This is a genomic window from Kitasatospora sp. NPDC029312, assembly GCF_055569215.1.
The window spans coordinates 125,126-147,820 of record NZ_JBVHXY010000008.1 but is presented as its reverse complement, the minus strand read 5'-3'; the positions used below and the strand labels follow the sequence as shown (position 1 = coordinate 147,820).

The 22,695-nt window shown below is 69.5% G+C and carries 12 protein-coding genes and 1 pseudogene; 10 read left to right on the top strand and 3 right to left on the bottom strand.

Annotated features, from left to right (window positions below; all coding sequences use genetic code 11):
* Nucleotides 1-265: 265 nt before the first annotated feature.
* The 7 genes from ACZ4WV_RS09870 to ACZ4WV_RS09840 all read left to right on the top strand — a co-directional run bounded on the left by ACZ4WV_RS09870 (nt 266) and on the right by ACZ4WV_RS09840 (nt 9,547).
* Complete coding sequence (locus ACZ4WV_RS09870) at nt 266-3,133, top strand: hypothetical protein (protein ID WP_465744627.1); 2,868 nt, start codon at nt 266-268, stop codon at nt 3,131-3,133.
* 217 nt (nt 3,134-3,350) lie between these two features.
* The gene (locus ACZ4WV_RS09865; RefSeq protein WP_465744625.1) at nt 3,351-3,776 is read left to right on the top strand and encodes a hypothetical protein; all 426 of its coding nucleotides are present in this window, start codon (nt 3,351-3,353) and stop codon (nt 3,774-3,776) included.
* On the top strand, nt 3,773-4,516 hold the full coding sequence (locus ACZ4WV_RS09860) for a nucleotide exchange factor GrpE (protein WP_465744623.1): 744 nt from the start codon (nt 3,773-3,775) through the stop codon (nt 4,514-4,516). The genes ACZ4WV_RS09865 and ACZ4WV_RS09860 overlap by 4 nt, the downstream gene beginning before the upstream one ends.
* A gap of 31 nt (nt 4,517-4,547) precedes the next feature.
* Entirely contained in the window at nt 4,548-7,121 is a 2,574-nt protein-coding gene (locus ACZ4WV_RS09855) for an Hsp70 family protein (RefSeq protein ID WP_465744621.1), read from the top strand.
* The gene (locus tag ACZ4WV_RS09850) at nt 7,118-7,414 is read left to right on the top strand and encodes a hypothetical protein (RefSeq protein ID WP_465744619.1); all 297 of its coding nucleotides are present in this window, start codon (nt 7,118-7,120) and stop codon (nt 7,412-7,414) included. The genes ACZ4WV_RS09855 and ACZ4WV_RS09850 overlap by 4 nt, the downstream gene beginning before the upstream one ends.
* A gap of 114 nt (nt 7,415-7,528) precedes the next feature.
* A complete protein-coding gene (locus ACZ4WV_RS09845) occupies nt 7,529-7,768 on the top strand; it encodes a chaplin (protein ID WP_465744618.1) in 240 nt (79 codons plus the stop codon).
* A gap of 138 nt (nt 7,769-7,906) precedes the next feature.
* Nucleotides 7,907-9,547, top strand: a complete 1,641-nt coding sequence (locus ACZ4WV_RS09840) for an AMP-binding protein (RefSeq protein ID WP_465744616.1) — start codon at nt 7,907-7,909, stop codon at nt 9,545-9,547.
* A 53-nt stretch (nt 9,548-9,600) separates the two neighbouring features.
* Here the strand turns inward: ACZ4WV_RS09840 and ACZ4WV_RS09835 are convergent, their stop codons facing one another.
* Nucleotides 9,601-9,972, bottom strand: coding sequence for a YccF domain-containing protein (locus ACZ4WV_RS09835; protein WP_465744614.1), 372 nt, complete (start codon nt 9,970-9,972; stop codon nt 9,601-9,603).
* A gap of 96 nt (nt 9,973-10,068) precedes the next feature.
* On the opposite strand from ACZ4WV_RS09835, the pseudogene ACZ4WV_RS09830 reads away from it, so the two are divergent.
* A pseudogene (locus ACZ4WV_RS09830) lies at nt 10,069-10,378 on the top strand (site-specific integrase); the annotation flags it as partial.
* On the opposite strand, the gene ACZ4WV_RS09825 reads toward ACZ4WV_RS09830, so the two are convergent.
* On the bottom strand, nt 10,339-10,572 hold the full coding sequence (locus ACZ4WV_RS09825; protein ID WP_465744761.1) for a hypothetical protein: 234 nt from the start codon (nt 10,570-10,572) through the stop codon (nt 10,339-10,341). The pseudogene ACZ4WV_RS09830 and the gene ACZ4WV_RS09825 sit on opposite strands and share 40 nt — an antisense overlap.
* Nucleotides 10,573-10,952: 380 nt before the next feature.
* Nucleotides 10,953-14,510, bottom strand: a complete 3,558-nt coding sequence (locus ACZ4WV_RS09820) for a ricin-type beta-trefoil lectin domain protein (RefSeq protein ID WP_465744612.1) — start codon at nt 14,508-14,510, stop codon at nt 10,953-10,955.
* 585 nt (nt 14,511-15,095) lie between these two features.
* On the opposite strand from ACZ4WV_RS09820, the gene ACZ4WV_RS09815 reads away from it, so the two are divergent.
* Nucleotides 15,096-22,298, top strand: coding sequence for a polymorphic toxin-type HINT domain-containing protein (locus ACZ4WV_RS09815; protein WP_465744610.1), 7,203 nt, complete (start codon nt 15,096-15,098; stop codon nt 22,296-22,298).
* Nucleotides 22,299-22,312: 14 nt separating this feature from the next.
* Nucleotides 22,313-22,657 (top strand): hypothetical protein, encoded by a 345-nt coding sequence (locus ACZ4WV_RS09810; RefSeq protein ID WP_465744759.1) that lies wholly within the window; start codon nt 22,313-22,315, stop codon nt 22,655-22,657.
* Nucleotides 22,658-22,695: the final 38 nt, after the last annotated feature.

The window sequence follows — 22,695 nt, the reverse complement described above, 5'->3', positions numbered from 1 at the left end:
GATCCACGAACGGGCCGAGCGCCCGGCCGAGGCCGCCGCCGACTACCGGTCCGGCCTCGGCCAGGCCCCCGACTGGCGCCCCGCCCGCGTCCGACTCGGCGCCGCCCTGACCGCCGCCGGCCGGCCCGCCGAGGCCGAGCCCATCCTGCGCGCCGAGGCCGACACCGAACCCGGCTCCCGCTGGAGCCGGATCGCCGCCTTCCACCACGGTCTCGCCCTCGCCCGCACCGACGACCAGGCCGGCGCCCTCGCCCGCTGGGAGCCGTTGGACGACCCCGAACTGCACGGCCGCCAGGCCCTGGCCCGCGACCGGCTCGCCCGCACCCGACTGGCCGTCGACCCGGTCGCCGCCCGCGAACTCTGGCAGCGGGCCGCCGCCGAGCACCCCGCCGCCCCCGGCTACCGCGCCGCGCTGCGGGAGGCCGCCCTGCGAGAGGCCGCCCACCTGCTCGCCACCGGCCGGGACCAGCCCGAGACACGCGGGCGGGCCGCCGCCGCCCTCGCCCTCGCCGACACCCTGCCCGGCGCCCTCACCCGCCGGCAGTCCCGGCTGCGGGCCGCCCTCGCCCTCGCCGACGGCGCCCCCGAGCAGGTCACCGCGCTGCTCGACGCCACCGCCGGACAGCGCGACCGCTACCACCTGGCGGCGGTGGCGCTGCTCGCGGGCCGTCCCGTCCAGACCATCGCGCTGCTCGCCCCGCTCGACCCAGACCCGGCCGGGGACCCGGCACTCGCCCGGCTGCGCGCCCTGCTCGCCGAACGCGCCGGCAACTGGGCCACTGCCCTGGACTGGTACCGCCACTTCCTGACCTCGCCCGGTGCACCGCCGGCCCCGGCCGAACCCCTCGGTGACTGCGCCGTCTGCGCCCGCCCCGCCACCGGCGGTTGCGGCGGCTGCGGCCGCGAGGCCTGCACCGACCACCTGCACGCCCCCGCCGGTGTCGCCGCCCCCGCGCGCTGCGTCCGCTGCTCCGGCCCGGCCCTGCGCGCCGTCCTGGACTGCGCCCGCCGGGCCGGCACCCCCGAACAGGCCGAACCCGTCCTCGCCGCCTGGGCCGAGGCCCTCGGCGACAGCGCCGCCGCCGCGCCGCTGCGACTCGACCTCGCCCTGCTGCGCGCCGAACTCGGCCGCCTGGACGAGGCGTTGGCCGACCTCCCGGAGGACGCCGGCACCACCCGCTCCGCCGTCCTGGTCCGCCGGGCCGGCGCCGCCCTCGCCGCCGAACAGCCCGGACGCGCCGCCGCCGACCTGCGCCAGGCCCTCGCGCTCACGCCCGGCCACCCGCAGGCGGCCGGCGCGCTGGTGCTGCTCGGCGAACACGAGGCCCACCAGCACGCCGTCGAGGGCCGCCACCGCGAGGCCTACGGGGCGTACCGAGCCCTGCTGCTCAAGGACCCGGCCCACCCCCGGCTGCTGCACGCGCTCAGCCTCTGCGGCTACCGGCTCGCGGCCGGCGTCGGCAGCCCCGCCGCCGTCGACGGCCCTCCGGCCGGCAACCTCGGCGCAACCGCGGAGCCCGACGAGCAGGTCTGGGCCTGGACGCTCGGCTGCCTGGTCGCCGCCCTCCACCAGGAGGAGCTGTGGGCCGAGTCCGCGCGGATCACCGGCCGCCCGGTCGAACCGCAGCGGATGGCCACCGCCCGCACCGCGCTCACCGACCGCCTCCGGGAGGACCTGCGCGCCCTCGACCGTGCCGCCGGACGCAGCGGTGACGAGGTCACCGCCTGGACGCTGCGCCTCGGCATCGAAACCCACGCCGCCGACGCCCTCGCCCACGAGGACGTCCGGATCACCCTGCCCGGCCGACCCGCCCGCCGCCTCGCCGTCGGCCCCACCCTCGACCGGCTGCTCCGCGCCGAGCCCGAACTCGCCTCCTGGGGAGTCGCGTTCGACCAGGCCGTCCGGGCCTGGCGGCGCCCCGCCGGGCCCGACGCGCCCGCGCTCACCCGCGCCCTCGGCCTGTTCGGCGAGCTCGGCCCGCAGCGCTACCTGAACCTCCAGGGCCGTCAGGCCGCCGCCGTCGCCGCCCTGGACGCGGTGCCCGAGCACGAGCGCGGCGAGGGCTGGCAGGCGCTGCTCGGCGAGGCCCTGATCAGCCAGGCCCGCGAACACCACCGCCACCAGGACTGGCGCGAGGCCCTGGACTGCCTCACCCGCGCCCGGGCCGTCCCCGGCGCCGAACTGCCCGCCGACGCGGCCAGGATCGCCGCCGAGTCCGGCGTCCGGGCCGCCCGCGCCCTGCTCAAGAGCAGCGACGACGACCAGCCCGGAGCCGCCGCCCTGCTGGAGAGGGCCTACGCGCTGGCCCCGGACGACCGCGAGGTGCGCGGCGACCTCGGCGCCACCTACGCCCAGTGGGCCCGCAAGATCAACAACGAGGAGAAGGACTACGCGCGCGCCATCGACCTGCTGCAGAAGAGCCTCGACCTCGTCCCCGGCGACCCGACCGCCCGGCACTTCCTGAAGGCCGCCCTCGGCAACCGGGCCGGTGAACTCAGCCGGCCCGACGCCCCGGTCGCGGACCTGGAGGAGGCCGCCGGGATGTGGCGGCTGCTGATCGACCTCAGCGACGACCCGGACCACCGCCACGGCCTCGCCTTCGTGCAGCGCCGGCTGGCCCGCGCCGCCGCCTTCGCCGACGACCGCACCGGCGCCGTCGCCCACATGGCCGAGGCCCTGCGCGCCGACCCCGACTGGGACGGCGACGTCGCGGCCGAGGCCCCGCGCCGGGTCGCCGTGCTGCTCGCCAACCACGTCCTCGACAACATGGCGGACAGCCCGTTCACCGCCCAGGCCGCGATGCTGCAGAAGGCCAAGTCCTACGACGACTCGACCGACATCCGCCGACTGATGGTCAGCGTCTGGCGCGGCGAGGCGATCGGCCACTACGACGGGCGCCGCTACACCGAGGCGATCCGCCTGCTGGAGGAGGCGCTCGGACTCTCCCGCACCCCGGAGGACACCGCGAAGCTGCACGTCGAACTCGGCATCGTCTACAGCTCCTACGCCGTCGCCCGGGCCAACGCCCGCCAGTACCGGGACGCCCGGAACCTGGTCCGCCAGGCCGTCGAGCACAACCCGGGCGACGCCGAACTGCGTGCCCTCCAGGCGCGCATCAACATGCTGCGCTGATCGGCAACCGGGCAGCGGCCGGCGTCGTCGTAGTCCGTACGCCGGGCGGTCCTCGCCCGGCCGTCCGCCCCGTGAGCGGAGCCGAGTGAGTGGAACCGTGACCGCCCAGCCGTGACTGCCCAGCCGTGACCGCCCAGCCGCGACTGCCCGGCCGTGACTGCCGAGCCGTCAGCAGCCAGCCGTGAGTGTCCAGCCGTGAGGAGAGGGGCCGCCCGCCATGCCACTGCACGAACCGTCGCCGTACGAAGTCCTGGGCATCCCGCTCACGGCCGGGGTGCGCGAAATCAACCTCTCGGTCGGAAAGGCGCTGAAGGCGGGCCGGTTCACCCGTCAGCAGATCCAGGACGCCGCCGCGCTGCTGCGCAACCCGGACCGGCGGCTCGAAGTGGACCTCCAGCAGCCCCTCCCGCCGGAGCCCGTCGACCAGGCCGCCGAACTGCTCGCGCCCGCGCTCGCCGAACCCCTGCTGGTGATCGAGCGGCCGCCGCTGCCACCCGCCTCGGCCCTTCTCGCCCTGCACCGCGCCGAGTTGGCCGCCGACTTCGCCGAACCCCCGCCCGCCGGAACCGATCCCGAACCGCCCGTCCCCGCCCGCTACGCGGCCGACCTGTCCGTGCTGCCGCAGATCGAGGTCCCCGAATGACCGACGCACCGACCGCATCCCTGCTCGACGGCCACCAGCGGCTGGAAGTCCCGCCGGGCGTCGAGTCCGTCGACCTGGAGGCCAAGTTCGGCCAACTGCTCTTCCGTGCCTCACTGCTGGGCAGCAAACTGACGGAGCAGAAGCAGGCCGCCCGGGCCGAGCAGCGTGAACTGCTGGGCGTGCTGGTCGAGGTGGACGACGCACTCGCCGCGCTCGGCCTGGACCGCGAACTCGTGGCGCTCGGGCGCGGCGCGGGCATCGAGGCCACCCGCCGGCGGCTGCTCGGCCGGCTCGCCAAGGCCGGGGTGCGGCCGATGCGGCTGGAGGGCCTGGCGGCGGACCCGGCGCTGACCGAGATCGTCGGCACCGAGGTACGGCCCGGGGTCGCGCCGGAGACGGTGGTGCAGACGGTGGTGACCGGGTTCTTCTGGGAGCAGGAGGTGCTGCGGCGGGCCCAAGTGGTGGTCGCCGCACCGGAGTCGGCGCTGCCGACGGTCGAGGATCCCCGGCTCACGGCGCCCGCACCCGTGGAGCCCGAGCGGGAGGAGCCGACGGACGAAGGCCCGTCGAGCGAGGAGCCGTCGCGCGAGGAGCCGTCGCCGGACGAGCGGCCGGCCGAGGAGCCGCAGGCCGGGGAGCCCCAGCCCCTCGGAACCGCGGCCCGGCCGGTCCCGCCCCGGGTCCGTCGGCAGGCCAAGGCCGCGGGCAGGCAGGGCAAGCGCGGCAAGCACAAGAAGTAGCCAGGACCACGAGGGGCAAGAGGGGAACGACATGTACCGCACACTCGGCATCGACCTGGGCACCACCAACTCGGTGGTGGCCCACCTGCGCCGGGGCGAGCCGGAGATCATCTTCAACCGGCAGAACCAGGAGGCCACGCCCTCCGTGGTCGGCAGCGGCCGCAAGGGCGAGCTGCTGGTGGGCTCCACCGCGCGCAGCCGCACCGCCATCGACGGCGCCAACGTGATCCGCTCGGTCAAGCGCTTCATGGGCCGCAAGTTCAAGGACCCGCAGGTGCAGGCGGCCCTCAAGGAGGTCGACTACAAGGTCACCGCGGGCACCGACGGCGACGTCAACGTCTGGTTCAACGGCCGCTCCTACACCCCGATCGAGATCTCCGCGATCATCCTGCACCGGCTCAAGGAGGACGCCGAGCAGCGCCTCGGCGAACCGTTCCACCGGGCCGTCATCACCGTCCCCGCGTACTTCGGCGAGCGGCAGGTCGCGGCGACCCAGGAAGCGGGCCGAATGGCCGGCCTGCACGTCCTGCGGATCATCAACGAGCCGACCGCCGCCGCGCTCGCGTACGGGCTGGCCGGGGACGCGAGCGAGGAGGGCCGGACCGTCCTGGTCTACGACCTCGGCGGCGGCACCTTCGACATCTCCATCCTGCTGCTGGTGCCCGGCTCGGTCTCGGTGCTCGGCATCGAGGGCGACAACCTGCTCGGCGGCGACGACTTCGACCGCGCGATCGCCACCGCGCTGCTGGAGGACATCCGCGAGGAGTACGGCTCGGACTACCAGCCCGACCTGCGCGACCGCCCGAAGATCGCCTCCACCGCCGAGACCGTCAAGATCGAGCTGTCCAACCAGCAGTCCTCCGAGGTCATCCTGCCGGGCCTGGGCGCCGGACAGCTGGTGCTGGAGACGGAGTTCGAGCGCAGCCGCTTCGAGGAGCTGATCGAGGCCCAGATCGAGCGGACCATCGAGCTGACCCACAAGGCCATCATGCAAGCCAACCTGACCGTCGGGGACATCGACGAGGTCGTGCTGGTCGGCGGCTCGACGTCGATCCCGCTGGTCGCCCGGCGGCTCGGCGAGGTGTTCGGCAACCACCGGATCAAGCGCGGCGTCAACCCGATGCAGTGCGTGGCGCTCGGTGCGGCCGTGCAGTCCGCGCTGGTCGGCGAGGTCGAGTGCCCGGAATGCCGGGCCCCCGGGGACCTCTCCGCCTCCAACTGCGCCAACTGCGCCACCTCCCTGCTCGGCGGCGACCGGGTGTCCTGCCCGACCTGCCACATCCCGGTGGACGCCGCGGCCGCCGACTGCCCCAAGTGCGGTCAGGACACGGCCGGTTCGGCCACGTCGGGCGGTACGGCCATCCCGAGGCAGTCGCAGGCCGCCACCGTGGTGCGCAGCGACAACTGCCCGCGCTGCGGCACCCCCGCCGCCCCCGGCGTCACCGCCTGCGAACTGTGCGGCGAGGCGCTCAACTCGGCCGCCCCCGGGCAGACCAAGGTGGCCTCCACCGCCGCCGAGGACGTCGGTCTGCGCTGCGCCGCCTGCGCGACGGTCAACGCACCAGGCAGTGAAGTCTGCACGAACTGCGGTGAGTTGATGCAGGTCACCAACCCCTTCGACATCACCCCGAAGAACCTCGGCATCGAGCTGAACGACGGCCGGCTCGCCGTCATCATCCCCAAGAACACCAGCTACCCGACCAGTTCGCCGGTCAGTCGGGAGTTCGTGGTCTCCGGCAGCGGCCGCCAGCGGCTGGAGGTCGCGGTCTACGAGGGCGAGCACGAGATCGCCCAGCAGAACGAGCTGATCGGCCACCTCACCCTGCGGCTGCCCGAGGGGCTCGGCGGCCGTACGCCGGTGGAGGTGTCCTTCGGCCTGGACCGGGACCGCACCATCACCCTGTCGGTGCGGATCCAGGGTGGCGGGGAGAAGACCGTCAAGCTGGAGCGGGTCACCCTCGACCCCGAGCTGAAGGTGCAGGTCGAGGAGCAGCAGCGGCAGATCGAGTCCTTCACCGACCGCTGGGGCGGCGAGCTCACCGAGGCCGAGATGCGCGAGGCGCAGCGGCTGATGGACGCCCTGGACGACCTGGCGGCCGGGCAGACCCGCGGCCAGTCGGTGGACGAGGCGCTCGAGCGGGCGCAGCGCCAGCTGAAGGCCCAGCGCTGGGTGCGCGGCTCGGAGGCGTACCTGAGCCTGTTCATCCACTACTGCGAGAAGCACCTGGACCCGAGCGACCTCGACCGGCTGCGCTCGGTGGCCGCCGAGCTGCGGCTGCGCCGGGAGGCGGCGGACTGGGAGGGCGCGATGCGCGCGGCCCAGAAGGCGGACGAGCTGTGCGACTCGCTCGGCCACACCTTCCGGATGCTCACCATGTGCAACGTCTACGTCAACCAGAGCATGGTCTCGCCGGCGCTGGCCCAGCGGATCATGGCGGAGCTGCGGGGGCTGGACGAGGCGGTGGAGGCGCCCAACATGGAGGCGGTCAACACCCACATGTCGAACCTGCTGGCCCTGTACGCGCAGGCGCAGCGGGAGCTCGGCAGTGAGCCGGCCGCCGAGTCGCTCGGCCCGGTGCGCCCGGAGGAGGCCGGTCCGCGATGAGCCTCGTGACCCCCCTCGACGTGCTGTGCCCGCTGTGCAAGGTTCCGGCGGACCGGCAGGCGCTGGGCTGCCCGTCCTGCCGGGAGGACCTGTCCGCGCTGTTCCGCCTGCGTTACTCCGGTCGGATCGATTACAACCGGGCGCTGGACGCCCTGGCGGCCGGGGACAGTGCCCTCGCGCTCGGGTTGCTGCACCGTGCGGTGGCGGCCGAACCCGGGCTCGAACCCGCCCGGGAGCTGCTGGAATCACTGAGCGTAGTCGGAGCCGCCGGGCCCGCGCCGGACGCCGAGTGACGCGACACGCCCTCTGAGTGACCAATTCGGGCGCTCCCGGACTGCCGTCCAGTTCGATCGGTGCGAGTGTGATCGTCACACCGACTGTTCGCCACCCTCACAAGGAGTGACGCAATGCGTATTCGCACCACCCTCGCCGCCACCGCACTCGCCGCGGTGACGGTACTCGCCGGCGCCGGGACCGCCGCGGCCGGCGACGCCACCGCCAACGGCATCGCCGCCAACTCGCCGGGCATCCTGTCCGGCAACCTGATCCAGGTCCCGATCAACCTCGAGGCCAACGTCTGCGGCAACTCGATCGACGTGATCGGGCTCATCAACCCGGCCTTCGGCAACATCTGCATCAACGGGTGACAGCAGCACCGGGGCCGTCCGTCGCAGCCGGCGGACGGCCCCGGTGCCGTGTCCGTACCCCCGTTCGGGGGTGGCGGCGCGGGGCCGGGACCGCGACCATGGTCCCTGTCCCGCACCGCCGCACCCAGGAGCCAGCCCGTGCCGACCACCCCCGCCCCGCGCAGCTACGCCTCCGGCACCACGGACGTCCCGCTGCTCGGCGACACCATCGGGGAGAACCTCGACCGCGCGGTGCGCGCCTTCCCCGACCGCGACGCCCTGGTCGACCGCCCCACCGCCCGCCGCTGGACGTACGCCCAACTAGCCGCCGACGTGGACGCGCTGGCGATCGGCCTGCTGGAACTCGGCATCGCCAAGGGCGACCGGGTCGGCATCTGGGCACCCAACTGCGCCGAGTGGACGCTCACCCAGTACGCCACCGCCAAGCTCGGCGCGATCCTGGTCACCGTCAACCCGGCTTATCGGGCTCACGAGTTGGCGTACGTGCTGAACCAGGCCGGGATCCGGCTGCTGGTCGCGGCGGAACGCTTCAAGACCTCCGAGTACGCCGCAATGATCGCGGAAGTACGGCCCAACTGCCGGGAGTTGGAGCGGGTGGTGCTGCTCGGCAGCCCCGCGTGGGACGCCCTGCTGGCCGCCGGGCGGGCGGCCGACCCGGCCCTCCAAGCCCGGTTCGCCGAACGCCGGGGCGAGCTGTCCCCCGACGACCCGATCAACATCCAGTACACCTCGGGCACCACCGGCTTCCCCAAGGGCGCGACCCTCTCGCACCACAACATCCTCAACAACGGCTACTTCGTCGGCGAGCTGCTCGACTACACCGAACAGGACCGGATCTGCATCCCGGTGCCCTTCTACCACTGCTTCGGCATGGTGATGGGCAACCTCGCCGCCACCTCGCACGGCGCCTGCATGGTCATCCCCGCCCCCTCCTTCGAACCCGGCGCCACCCTGGCCGCCGTCGCCGCCGAACGCTGCACCTCGCTGTACGGCGTGCCGACCATGTTCATCGCCGAACTCGCCGACCCGGACTTCGCCCGCCACGACCTCAGCAGCCTGCGCACCGGCATCATGGCCGGCTCGCCCTGCCCCAGCGAGGTCATGAAGGAGGTCATCGACCGGATGGGCATGGCCGAGGTGTCCATCTGCTACGGCATGACCGAGACCTCGCCGGTCTCCGCCCAGACCCGCACCGACGATCCGGTCGAACGCCGGGTCGCCACGGTCGGCCGGGTCGGCCCGCACCTGGAGCTCAAGGTGGTCGACCCGGCCACCGGCCGCACCGTCCCGCGCGGCGAGCCCGGCGAGCTCTGCACCCGCGGCTACTCCGTCATGCTCGGCTACTGGAACGAGCCCGAGCGCACCGCCGAGGCCGTCGACGCCGCCCGCTGGATGCACACCGGGGACCTCGCGGTGATGGACGAGGACGGCTACCTGGCCATCACCGGGCGGATCAAGGACATGGTGATCCGCGGCGGGGAGAACCTCTACCCGCGCGAGATCGAGGAGTTCCTCCACACCCACCCGGACATCCTCGACGTCCAGGTGATCGGCGTCCCCGACCCCAAGTACGGCGAGGAGCTGATGGCCTGGATCCGCATGCGGGAGGGCGCCGAGGCGCTCACCGCCGAGGCCGTCCGCGCCTACTGCACCGGGCGGCTCGCCCACGTCAAGATCCCGCGCTACGTGCACGTGGTCGACGAGTTCCCGATGACCGTGACCGGCAAGATCCGCAAGGTCGAGATGCGCGAGATGGCCGTCGGCATCCTCGGCCTGTGACCGGCTGACGGCCGGCGGGGGGGGCGCCCCGCCGGCCGCCGGTGTTCAGTGAACTACCGCCCGCCCCAGGGCTGGTCGGTGGAGATGATCTCGCGGCCGAGCGGCGTCAGCGAGATCGGGATCATCTTGAGGTTGGCCCACCCGAACGGGATGCCGATGATCGACAGGAACAGCGGAATGCTGGTCACCAGGTGCGCGAGGGCCAGCCACCACCCCGCGAACACCAGCCAGATCACATTGCCGACACACGACGCGGCCCCGGCGTCCCGCCGCTCCACGGTCGTCCGCCCGAACGGCCACAGGATGAAGCCAGCAATTCGAAACGAGGCAATGCCAAATGGAATCGCGTTCGGGCGCTCAGCATGCCACAGTTTCGCCCTTCCGCTTCCGGCTGACGCTGCCACAGGCCTGACCAGCACCAACATGGGTGACCGACGAGGACTACTGCTCTCGTCGGCCACCCATGTTGGTGGCGGCTCAGTACCGCGCGCCCCACTCACGGTCGGTAGAGACCCGCTTGAATGACCCCACCCCGCGGTATCCCCACCTCCCGCCGCAGTCGAGCCAACGGCACCGTCTACCAGCGCAAGGGCGGCCGCTGGGAAGCCGCAGGCTACCTCCTCACCCCCGGCGACGCCTGCAAGCGAGTCCGCGTCTACGGCATGACCCGCAAGGAAGTACTCGCCAAGCTCACCAAGAAGACTGCCACCAACAAACCGCAGCGTTTCCGTGGTCTTTACACAGGGCAGTGTTGCCGTCTGCCTGACGTGCTGGCCGGAGAACGTCGCAGTTCACCAGCTCCGCTCGAACACGGACCATTCCAGGACGGCACCGATGTCGGCGGCCCGGCGAGAGCGCTGGCTACGCTGCTGGCCGGGGTAGTTCCGTCGGCCAGCAGGTGTGGGCCGGCTGCTGGGTCCGGGCAGACAATCCAGGTCGAACAGCGACAGCAGCAGCTCTTCGATCTCCCGGACGCTGTAGCTGGGCGGGACGGCCGGGACGTCGTCCGGGTTCGAGACGACCATCGAGACCGTCATGGCGTCCGCTGGCAGGAGAACGAGTAGTCAGGAGATCGTGTCCGCCTACACGGTGGGCGCCCAGGGGTGAAGGATCAGCTGGCCGCCCTTGAAGCGGCCGCACTGCCGCACGCCGCCGTCGACCTCCACGTCGAAGCCGACGTAGTCCTTGTCACTCACCAAGGCATGCTTGAGCCAGGACTCCATGCTGGGGAAGCGGCCGTAGAGGTGTTCCTAGGCTTCTTCCGGAGTGAGGGCGAAGGTGGTGCCGGGGGCGGCATCGAGGCAGCTGGACCACCCGGCTTGAATGTGCAGGGCGGGGCTCCGGAATGCTCGAAGCCCCGCCATGCGGGAGTCGCGTCAGTTTCCCCTTCGGGGCGGCTGACCGGTCACGGGGTTCGTTCGGCTTGGAGGGTCCAGCGGCTGTTGTCGAAGAGGCCGGGGCAGTCCCAGACGTCGAGGCGGGTGCCCTGTTCGGTGCGGGAGTTGTTCAGCTCGATGCAGCGGCCGGTGTTGGGGTCGCCACCGGTGATGGTGGTCTGGTTGATGATGCGGCCGTCCGGTCGTGCGGACCACTTCTGGGTGGGCCTTCCATCGCAAGTGGCGAGGGTGAGCTGGGTGCCGTTGGTGTTGGCGTCGGCGACGGTGGAGACGCAGTAGGAGCCGGCCCGGATGGTGCCGTCAGTGCTGAGGTTGAACCGCTGGTTTACGGTGTTCCAGCAGCTGCCGATGGCCAGTGGCGCACCGTCCCGGGGGCCTCCCCAGGCGTCCATGCATTGCCAGGAGACCAGGTTCGGGTGCAGTGAAACACTGGCGTCGGAGTAGCCGAGGAACTGCCAGTCGCTGAAGCCGTCGACCTTGTTCGTCGTGTTGGTGCTGCTCTTGGCCGGGAAGACGGTGATGGCATTGCTGGTGTTGATGGCCCAGAGGTCGGGGGAGCCGTCGTTGTTGAGGTCGGCGGCGCCGACCAGCGGCTGGGCCGCACTGGTCCAGTTGGCATCGGTCAGGATCGGTGTGCCGGCGTCCGGCTTGGTGAGGGCGGAGTAGTCGACGGTGCCGTCGGCGTTCCAGCCGAGGGCGTAGGCGTAGATATTGCCGTTGACGCGGTTGCGTGCCCAGAGCGTCGCCTGGTTCTTGGCAGTTTTGGTGACGGGATTGGTCGTGGGCCCGTTGGCCGCACCCGGGTTGATGAGTTCGAGGTCATTCCAGCTGCCTGAGGCGGTGGGGATGAGTGTTGCGCTGCCGAAGGCGTTTCCGGCGGGGTTGAAGACGTAGAGCTTGTCGTTCTCCAGGGTCATGACGGAGGTCTGGGTGGTGAAGACGGTCTTCGTCGGGTCGCCTGCCCTGGGTCCGACGGCTTCGCCCTTTGGGGTGCCGAAGGCGATCGCCTGGGAGACGTTGCTCCAGTCCTGGGCGTTGTAGTCGGTGCCGCAGGACGCATCGGTGCCGTAGGTCGTGCAAGCGGGTCGGTCAGGCGTCAAAGGGGGGAATGTGTCGAAGCGCCCGGTGCCGTCATTGGTCACCACGAACAGTGTGCGCTTCAGCGCGGGCACGGTGTCCTTGTTGTAGTGGACGATGAGCTGGTCGACCGGCTGGCCGACCGTGAGGGCGCCGTGGTGGCTGATCTGGAAATCTGCCCACGTCGTGCCGTATTCGCGGTTGCCGGGCGCGGCTGAGGCAGGAGCAGCCAGGGAACTCGTCGGGTCGGTGTTGCCGCCGATGATCCGCAGGTCGCCGTTCTTGTCGGCGAGGAGGATGTCCGGCTGCTGGTCGTTGGTGACGTCTCCGAACAGCGGCTGGGTGCCAGGCTTCCACGGAACGTAGAAGTTGTAGATGGCGGCCTGGCTGTAGTTGCCGGCGTTGTCCATGGCCCAGGCGTAGAGGGTGTTGGTGCCCCACCGGCGTGGCTGGTAGGTGTACGGCGTGCCCGGCGCCTGTGTGCCGTCCTGGCCGCACTTCCAGCCGACGACCGGGGTCGGGTCGGTGCTCACCCGCACGCAGGCAACACCGGAGGCCTGAAGGCCCGGACCGGGAGCGGGGTCATCGGCGTTGATGGTGAAGGTGCCCTGGTCGTTCATGTACTTGGCCGAGCTGGGGTTGGGGGTTCCCGACGGCGGGAAGTCGGTCGAACTGATGCTGACGCGAGGGTTGGTCTTGTCGACTCGGAAGTAGCACCACCCGGTCATGGGTGAAGTGAGGGTGTTGTCGGTGGCGCGGGCGGTCCAGCCGTACTGGTGGCCGTCCGACAGCGATCCCACGCTCACGGTCGGGCCGGGGTCGTTGTAGCTCCCGCCCCATGCTCCTGGAACCGCGCTGAAGTTGGGGTCGTTGTCGTCCCACATGTGGTAGCCGGTGTAGAGCGGCTGTCCGGCGGGGGAGTAGCTGTTGGCCGTGAGGTAGATCTCCTGGTTGTTGCCGACCCAGCCGGGGTTGTCCCAGGGGTGGGCGCCGCCGCTGGTGCACGCGGCCGTGGTGTTGTTGCCCGCGAACCCCGGGGTGGGCGTGGTGCGAGCCCACCAGACGGTCGGGGTGATGTCGTAGGTGGTGGTGATGTACGGGTTGTTGGCGATCTGGTGGCGGTACGTCTTGTCCCATTCGTTGCCCTGTGGGGCGATGGCGGCGGTCCACCAGGGCCACTGGCCGGCGATTGCCTGCTTCATGATGTCGGTCACGTCGATGGCCAGCGGGCCGGTGCCGGTGATCCACTGGCCGTTGACCGACGGGCAGTTCTCCATGACGATGCTGCCGTTGGTGCCGCAGGGCTGGTCGTTCCAGCTGGTGTGCTCGTAGATGGGCTTGGGAGCCGAGTACACCACCAGCGGAGTGTTCGTCCCCGGGCTGGACGCGCCGGTGACCTGGGCGTTGAGGGTGGAGCTGAAGATGGTCGGCGGGCTCTCGGCGCCACTGGGCTTGGTGTAGAGCGCCGGGTTGATGCCGAACTGGAAGTAGGCGCGCTGGCGGCCCTCACTGCCGCAGTCGAGGTTGGGGTCGCTGCTGTGGTAGCCGCAGTAGCCGGTGGCCAGATTGTTCTTCTTGTTGAAGTTCTCCGCCGTCTTGTAGTTCTCCTGGACCTCCACCGAGCCCTGGGTCGAGCTGGTGGCGGCGACCAGGGACGGGTCGAGGTACCACGGGCCGGTTCCGGAGCCGAGGGCTTGGGGATCGGGCGTCAGCTCGATCGCCCCTGCCGTGATGTTGCTGCCGATCCTGGCGACGTTCGCGCCGTCCCCGGGTGCCTCGGCTGTTGACGGGCTACCAGTCGCAGCTGGCGAGGGAGTTGTGTCGGAGGCCGGTGCCGCCGCAGAGAAGGACGCCGCCTTGGCGGAGGCGGGGGCGCTGGCCGGAGATGTTGAGGGGTTGGAGGAGTCCCACTGGAGTGGGGCGGGCGATCGGAAGCGCAGGCTGCCCTTGTCGTCCTTGACGTTGATACTGCCGTTGGCGTCGGAGGAGACGGTCAGCCCCTGGGAGGTGATCGGGAAGCGCAGGGTCTTCAGCGCCGGGTTGGCTGCCGCTTTCGCTGTCCGTACGACGATCACGTCGCGCCACCCGCCGACTGGCAGGGCGGTGACCTGGAGGTCGACGTCGGGCAGCACGTTCGTGTACGTGGCCGTGTCGCCGTTCAGAGCCGGCTTGGACAGTGAGAACGGGGCGCCGACGGACAGCTGCTTGCCATCGGTGGTCGCGAGGGTGGCCATCGGGCCGTTTCCGCCGCCGGACAGCGTCAGCGCCGTGCTTGCGACGGCGGGGCTGACGCTGCCGTCGGGGTTCTGGCGGAGAGTGGGGTCGAGGTCGGCCCAGCCGCTGTCCCGCTTCACGCGGACGGGCTGGGCGTTGGTCGTGGTCGTCAGCGTGCCGTCTGGGTTGGCGACGGTCTTGGTCGCCACGTCGGTAAGGGCGTCGATGACGACCGGCTTGCCTGTGGACTTCGCCTTGGCGATCGCGTCCAGCATTGCCTGCTGCAGGGGCGTGTGGGCCGGGGCGGGTGCGGACGGAACCAGTGGAGCAACTCCGCCGACCGGCCCGTGACTGGGTGCGGCCGGGGAATCGGCAGCCACTGCTGAAGGCGCGGCGAGCAGGCCCAGGCTCACCAGACAGCCCGTTCCGAGCGCGGTCATGCGGGTGACGCGCTTGCGTATCGATGGTGGCGGCGGCATGTTCGCAATTGTCTGTGTTGTGGTGGACATGGATCTTGTGTGCTCCCTCCCGGTCGGCAGACACTGCCGCGTATCTGCGTTCGGATGGGAACGATGTGGCCTGACCTGTAGATCGGTCAAACCCGTTACCGCCTTGCGTGGACATGTCCGTATACGCGCCAGATCTCAACATCAAGACTTAATAAACATCTCACACGCGGCGATCGAACGCTCTGGCGACGTGTCCGACCCTTCACTTATCGTCACATCAATCATGGCGCAGACGCGCCTATTTGACGTTCTGTCGATAACTCATGAGGAGGCGTGACGATGGTTTGGCCTGCCCGTAAGCGGGCTGGGAGACCAGCAGGAGGCCGATGGCGGTCGCCTGCCGTGGCGGCGATGGTCGCCCTGACGATGACCGGGGTGAGCGTGCCGCCGGCGATGGCGGTGACCTTCCCCGCCCAGAAGGGGAAGGTTTGGACTCCTCCGAACACACCGCTTGGTGACGGGACCACCTCGGTCAAGGGACACGACGTTCAGCCGGCGCCTCTCCCGGCGGCCAAGACCCCCGCCTGGACGCCCGAACCGGCGGCGCCGTTGACGACGGGCACAGCGACGGTGACCGTCGGGGCCGACAGCGCCGAGGCCGAGGCCGAGGCCGCGCGCAAGGCGACCGGAGGAGCATCGCCGGTGTCCGGCGGTGCAACCGGCACCAAGGCTGGAGCACTCGCCGTCCGCGTTGCACCCGGCGCCGGCAAGGCAGAAAGCGCGCACACGGTCACGCTTCAGGTGACCGGGCAGGACAAGGGCAAGGCCGCCGGAGTCACCGGCCCGCTCATCGCCCTGACCGATGCTGAGGCACCCGCCAGCAGCGGGGGACGCGCGGCGAGCGTCACCCTGGACCTGAAGGCGCTGCAGGCGGCGGGATGGTCCGACCGAGCCTCCCTTGTCGCTCTGCCGTCTTGTGCACTGACCACACCGGACCTGCCGGAGTGCCGGACCCAGACCCCTATGGCGGCGAAGGTCGACGGGCACGGGGAGATCACAGCGGATGTCACCCTGCCGCCCGCGGCAACTCCCCGACAGGGGCAGACGGGTGCCGTGAAGGCCTCCTTCACCACGACAGCAGCGCCCGCACAGACCGTGACCACCGCCAGTACCAGCAGCAGCACGGGATCACTCGTGCTCTCCGCGGCGCCCTCACCTTCCGGCGCACTGGGCACCTACACCGCTTCTCCCATGTCCCCGTCGTCGGCCTGGACCTCGGGCTCCAACGCTGGCAACTTCACCTACAGCTACCCGATCCAGGTGCCGCCCGCCCTCGGCAACGCGGCACCCGCTGTGGCGCTGAGCTACAACTCCGCGGACGTGGACGGCAAGACGTCCGCCACGAACGCGCAGCCCTCGTGGATCGGTGACGGCTGGGGCTACGAGCCTGGCTTCATCGAACGCTCCTACCGCGGCTGCGACAAGGCCGGCATCACCGGCTCCGCAGACCAGTGCTGGGGCGGACAGAACGCCACTCTCTCCCTCGCAGGCCACTCCGGCACGATCGTGCGCGATGACGCGACCGGGACCTGGCACCTCTCTAGCGACGACGGCACCAAGGTCGAGCAGCTCACCGGCGCCCCGAAGGCCGCGGGTGACATCGACTACCAGGGCATGGAGTACTGGCGGATCACCACGCCTGATGGCATCCAGTACTACTTCGGCCTCAACCACCTGCCGGGCGGCGACGGCAGCGACCCGGCCGCGAACTCGGTCCTGACCGTGCCGGTGTACTCGCCCAACAGCGGCGACCCCTGCTACAACGCCGGCAGCGGAAACAGCTCGTGGTGCCAGATGGCCTGGCGCTGGCAGCTCGACTACGTCGTCGACCCGCACGGCAACCTGACCACCTACAAGTACGCTGCCGAAGGCAACAAGTACAAGCGCGGCAACGCCCAGAGCAACGGCAACGGCGCCCTCACCGACTATCAGCGCTCTGGCTACCTCAAGGAGATCGCTTACGGCCAGCGCCTGGATGACCAGAAGGCGGCCAAGGGCGGCGCGAACCCGGCGGCCAGGGTCCTCTTCACCGTCGCCGAACGCTGCATACCTGACGCGTCCAACGACTGCTCCGAGGCCAAGCGAGCCGGTACCCCGAACGCGTGGCCGGATACGCCGGTTGACCAGATCTGCACCGACAGCACCTGCACCGTCTCCGCACCGACGTTCTTCACCACCAAGCGCCTGACCACGATCAGCACCCAGGCCCTGGTCAACAACGCCTACCGCACCGTTGACACCTGGAACCTCAACCAGGAGCTCGCCGACCCGGGCGATGGCACCAAGCGCCTCCTGCAGCTCGACTCCGTCCAGCACGTTCCGAGCAACGGCCAGGCGGAGATCAAGGATCTGCCCCCGGTGCAGTTCCAGTACAAGATGCGGGCCAACCGCATCGACGGCCTCGTCCCGGCATCGCCGATGTTCATGCGCCCGCGCATCCAGAGCATCACGACCGAGATGGGCGGCCGGATCAATGTCATCTACGCCGACCCCGAGTGTTCCCGGGTCAACAACCACATGCCGGCCTCCGAGGACGGCAACACGATGGCCTGCATGCCCGTCAAGTGGTACCTACCAGACCAGTCCTCCAAGGACCCGGTCAACGACTGGTTCGACAAGCCCCTCGTCAAGACCGTCGTCGAGCAGGACCTCGTCAGCACCCCTGCCATCTCCAAGATCACCGAGTACACCTACAACGGCGGGGCTGCCTGGCACCGAAACGACGCTGAGTTCACCGACCCCAAGACCCGCACCTGGGATGACTTCCGCGGCTACCAGTCGGTGACCACCACCACCGGCAACGCCGACCCCGGCGAAGCCCCCAAGACCCAGCAGAAGGTCACCTACCTGCGCGGCATGGACGGCGACTACCTCGCCGACGGCACGACCAAGCGCAGCGTCCAAGTTCCAAGCCCTCTCGGCGGCACCGTCATCGACAGCAACCAACTGAACGGCCGCGTCGTCGCCACCGAGACCTTCGACCAGGCCAGCGGCACAGTCACGGCGACATCCGGCAGTACTTACAACGGGCAGCAGAAGTCCGCGACCCACGCCCAGAGCGCCGGTGCGTCGCAGATCTTCGCTTGGTACGCGGACTCCGAAACCACCGCGATCACCAAGGCCAAGCTCGCCGACGGAACATGGCGGACGACCACGGGGGTCACGACCACTGAACCGGCCAACGGCAACCGTGTCATCAAGGTCGACGACAAGGGCGACGGCACCGCCGCAACCCCCGAGATCTGCACCACGACCAGCTACGCGGCCAGCGATAATCCGCAGCTGCTCACGCTCGTCTCGCAGAAGACCACCTTCCAGGGGGCATGCTCTGGCACTGCCATATCCACCAGCACGCTGTCCGCAGGCCGGACGATCTACGACGGCCGGTCCTTCGGCCACGCGGGCGTGACCGGCGAGCCGACCAGTTCCCAGACACTTGATCACTTCGACCAGTCCGGCAATCCCGTCTACGTGCAGATCGGTAGCGCGACCTTCGACGCCTACGGCCGAAGCCTGACGACGGCGACCACCGACGGCTCCATGTACGACGCCGCCGGCAAGCAGGTCAGCGGCCCGTCGGTCACGCCCGCAGTGACCAAGATCGCTTTCACGCCCACTTCCGGTGCGCTCCCGACCCAGGTGCAAACCACCGGGCCCAAGGGAGCGGGCTGGACCACGACGACCACGCAGGACCCGGCTCGCGGATCCGTGCTGACCAGCACCGACGTCAACGGCCGCGTCACCACCTCCCAGTACGACGCCCTCGGCCGCCTCACCGCCGTGTGGGCACCAGATCGCCCGACCACAGACCTGGCGAGCAAGAAGTTCACCTACGCCCTCAGAGGCACCGCAGGGCCGTCCACCGTCAAGACCGAATCCCTCAATGACGGAGCGAACACCTACTCGGCGAACATCGACCTCTACGACGGCCTGGGCCGCCCCAGGCAAACCCAGCGAACCAGCGACGCCCGCCCCAACGGGCGACTGATCACCGACACCGTCTACGACACACACGGCTGGGTCATCAAGACCTCCGCCCCGTACTACGAGAAGAGCTCGTTCCCCACCAACTCGATCTTCATGCCCGTGGCCGACGGACAGGTTCCGGGCCAAACCTGGAACACCTACGACGGCAACGGACGTGTCGTGCGTTCGGAGTTCCGCTCGAACGGCAACATCCAGTGGGCCACCACTACCGCCTACCCGGGGGCGGACCGCACCGATGTGACCCCACCCAACGGCGCAACGCCCACCTCAACCGTGACCGACGCCCGGGGCCGCACAACGGCCCGCTGGCAGTACCGCACGCCGACCGCCACGGGCAATATCGCCGACGCGGACGTCACCACGTACGCGTACACGCCCGCCGGTCAGACCGCCGGTCGCACCGACAGCAGCGGCAACACCTGGAACTACACCTACGACCTGCGCGGCCGACAGGTCTCCGTGTCCGACCCGGACACCGGCGTGACCCAGACCTCCTACGACGTCAACTCACGCATCGACCACACCACCGACGCCAAGGGCAGCACCCTCGCCTACACATACGACCTGCTCGGCCGAAAGACCGGCACGTACAACGGCAGCATCGCACCCGCGAACCAGCTTGCGTCCTGGACCTACGACACCCTCGTCAAGGGCCAACCCACATCCTCCACCCGATACGTCGGCGGCGCGAACGGCGCGGCCTACACCAAGGCCGTCACCGGCTACGACACCGCGTACCGGCCTCTCGGTACCTCCATCACGATTCCGTCCCAGGAGGGCGCCCTCGCCGGCACCTACACCACAACCAATTCCTACAGCTCGGTTCTCGGTGCTCTGACGAAGACCAACATCCCGGCCGCCGGCGGGCTTCCTGCCGAGTCGGTCACTTACGCCAACAGCAACACCGGACTCCTGTTCTCCGCTGCCAGCCTCGACCAGACCGTGGTCATGCAGGTCGACTACGACGCGCTCGCGCGCCCCATCCGCACGACGGCAGGTGACTACGGCACGCAGGTCGTCTCGACCCAGCAGTACGACTGGGCCACTGGGCGGGTCATCAACTCGTTCATCGACCGCCAGGTCGGAACCACTGCGGTCGACCAGACCAGCTACACCTACACCCCGTCCGGCCGCATCACGTCGGTCACCAACATCCAGGACGCCTCGGCAACCGACACCCAGTGCTTCACCTATGACCACCTCAACCGGCTGACGGGAGCCTGGACCGACACCGGCCCCGCCACCACGGTCGCCGACTGGACCGATTCCTCCGGCACCGTCCACGGAACCGGCAGCTCGACCAGCGTGCCCGGCATCGGCGGCTGCACCAACAAGGACGCCCCGGCAACCGTAAGCCCCAGCGGGCGCACCGTCGGCGGCCCCGAACCCTACTGGAACACTTACACCTACGACGCCACCGGCAACCGCATCGGATACGTCCAGCACGACATCACCGGCAACAGCCTCAACGACACCACTGCCACCCAGACCTTCGGAGCCGCCAAGACCACCAACACCCCCACCACCGCCCCCAACACCGGCGGAGGCACCGGCGGACCCCACGCCCTGCTCACCTCCACCACCACAGGCCGGGCAGGCACCAAGGCCGTCACCTATCAGTACGACGCCAAGGGCCGCACCACCTCCATCACCGACACCAGCGGCACCACCACCCTGACCTGGAACGGCGAGGACAAGCTCGATTCCCTCACCAAGACCGGCCAGTCCAGCGCCACCACCTACCTCTACGACGCCGACGGCAACCAGCTCATCCGGCGCAACCCCGGAAAGACCACGCTCAACCTGCCCACCGACGAGCTCACCCTCGACACCTCGGTTCCCAACGGCTCGCTGAGCAACGTCCGATCCATCGCCGCCCCCGGCGGCCTGACCTTCACCCGCGTCACCGCCGCCATCGGCGGAGGCACCGTCCTGATCCAGGCCGCCGACCCACATGGCACCAACGGCGTCCAGATCAACACCAACCTCAACCAGACCGTCACCCGCCGCCCCACCGACCCCTTCGGCAACCCCCGCGGCACCCAGCCCGACGCCTCCGCCTGGGCCGGCACCAAGGGCTTCGTCGGCGGCAGCAAGGACGACACCACCGGCCTCACCAACCTCGGCGCCCGCCAATACGACCCCGCCCGCGGACGCTTCATCAGCCCCGACCCCCTCCTCGACGAAGCCGACCCCCAACAGTGGAACGGCTACGCCTACAGCAACAACAACCCTGTCAACCTCAGCGACCCCAGCGGCCTTCGCCCCGACGGCGTCTGCGGAGGATTCGGAACCTGCGCCGACGACAAGGGCAACGTCACCAACGAAACGTTCAAACTCGAACGCGACGGATCCTGGACCGAGGCCTACTGGAACCACTGGAGCGGTACGAAGGACCACCCCAACTACGTCAGCAACCACATCTTCATCATCTACCGCGGCGGAACAGTCAAGGACAGCGTTCACGAGCTCTTTGACACGCTCCAGTACATCCCAGCGGTGAGCGCCGTCGGCGCTGTCGGGTCCGGCGTCATGGACGCCTATGACGGCAACTACCTGAGCGCCGCCCAGAACCTCGCCGGCCTCATCCCCGGCGAGCGCGTAGCCGCAAAGGCAGCAGGCCTCGCAGGAAAGGCAGAAAAGGCCACCAACGCAGCCGAGAAGGTCGAACAAGAAGCGAGCGCCACATCTAACGTGGCGTGTGATATCACCAGTCTTCTGGCAGGCGCCGCACACAGCTTCCCGCCGGGTACTCACGTCCTCCTGGCAGATGGCACATCTCAAGCCATCGAGACCATTCAGGCCGGCGACCGGGTCCAGGCGACGGACCCGATAACGGGGAAGACCGAGCCCAAACCCGTCACCCGCACGATCCGCACTCCGGACGACGAGCACTTCACCGACCTGACCCTGCAGACCGCCGACTCCACCAGCGCACCCGGAAAGTCGGAGAACCTCACCAGCACCCAGCATCACCCCTTCTGGGACGAAACCACCAAGCGCTGGACCAATGCCTCGGAACTCCACGCCGGGGATGAAGTCCGCACCGCAGACGGCCGAACCCTCACCGTCTTGATAGTGCGGAACTACGACACCAGCTCTCGGACCGCATACGACCTCACTGTCGCCGACCTCCACACGTACTATGTGCTCGCAGGGGCCACGCCGGTCCTCGTTCACAACGACAACTGTGGTGAGACCGTTGACTTCGCGCATGGGACAACCATTGAGTCAGCTCGCAACATTGCAGCAAGGGGCCTCGACTCGGGTGCCAATGTCGCGAATTCTGTCTATTCGAAGGCCCCTGGAAGTTTCTATGCCATTCGAGTTGACCAGGCAGATCGCGCGGCTGCAGTTGAAACGGCCGCCTATTGGGGAAGTCGACATGCGGCGAAAGGTGACGTGTGCGTGCTGATTTGCCGACTTCCAAAGTCTGTCGTACAAGACCTGGAAAGTAGGGGTCACTTGGTTAATCTAGAGAAGCCGACGCAGTCGATATTCTCGCCCGAGGCATTTGAGGCCATTAATCAACATGCCACCTGGCCGCACATTATTCCAGTGGGATAGATTGGATCGGCCAAATGAAGGAAGAAGGATACCCTGAAAGGGTTTCGACTAGTCGGATCCCCGACCCGCTCAAGGTGGGTGATTGGTTCTCCTTTAGCTGGGATGTGTCACTGTCCGAGTCTGTTGACCTCTCTAGGATGGGTCTCCCCGCCCCCGGTGCCGGATTTTCTGGAATCGCCGCCCTGGTGGGGGTCACCCCGGGAAATATTCGCCTTTCAGTTTTTGATAGGCAGCCCGTCATCTCACCAGGGGCTCTCATCTATGCATCCCAGATTGTCAACTGCCTGCGAGAAAATCTATCCTCGCCGGTGATGGTTGATGGCGAGCTGGATAACAGTCTTTTCCGGGTTTCGATGTGAGATCGACAACCAAATTTCCCTCGCGGGGAACCCTCTGG

Bases quoted from the DNA above. Each gene is read 5' to 3' on its own strand.
- ACZ4WV_RS09865 (WP_465744625.1), top strand. From the start codon at position 3,351: ATGCCACTGCACGAACCGTCGCCGTACGAAGTCCTGGGCATCCCGCTC.
- ACZ4WV_RS09860 (WP_465744623.1), top strand. From the start codon at position 3,773: ATGACCGACGCACCGACCGCATCCCTGCTCGACGGCCACCAGCGGCTG.
- ACZ4WV_RS09855 (WP_465744621.1), top strand. From the start codon at position 4,548: ATGTACCGCACACTCGGCATCGACCTGGGCACCACCAACTCGGTGGTG.
- ACZ4WV_RS09850 (WP_465744619.1), top strand. From the start codon at position 7,118: ATGAGCCTCGTGACCCCCCTCGACGTGCTGTGCCCGCTGTGCAAGGTT.
- ACZ4WV_RS09845 (WP_465744618.1), top strand. From the start codon at position 7,529: ATGCGTATTCGCACCACCCTCGCCGCCACCGCACTCGCCGCGGTGACG.
- ACZ4WV_RS09835 (WP_465744614.1), bottom strand. From the start codon at position 9,972: ATGTTGGTGCTGGTCAGGCCTGTGGCAGCGTCAGCCGGAAGCGGAAGG.
- ACZ4WV_RS09825 (WP_465744761.1), bottom strand. From the start codon at position 10,572: ATGGTCGTCTCGAACCCGGACGACGTCCCGGCCGTCCCGCCCAGCTAC.
- ACZ4WV_RS09820 (WP_465744612.1), bottom strand. From the start codon at position 14,510: ATGCTGGACGCGATCGCCAAGGCGAAGTCCACAGGCAAGCCGGTCGTC.
- ACZ4WV_RS09815 (WP_465744610.1), top strand. From the start codon at position 15,096: ATGGTCGCCCTGACGATGACCGGGGTGAGCGTGCCGCCGGCGATGGCG.
- ACZ4WV_RS09810 (WP_465744759.1), top strand. From the start codon at position 22,313: ATGAAGGAAGAAGGATACCCTGAAAGGGTTTCGACTAGTCGGATCCCC.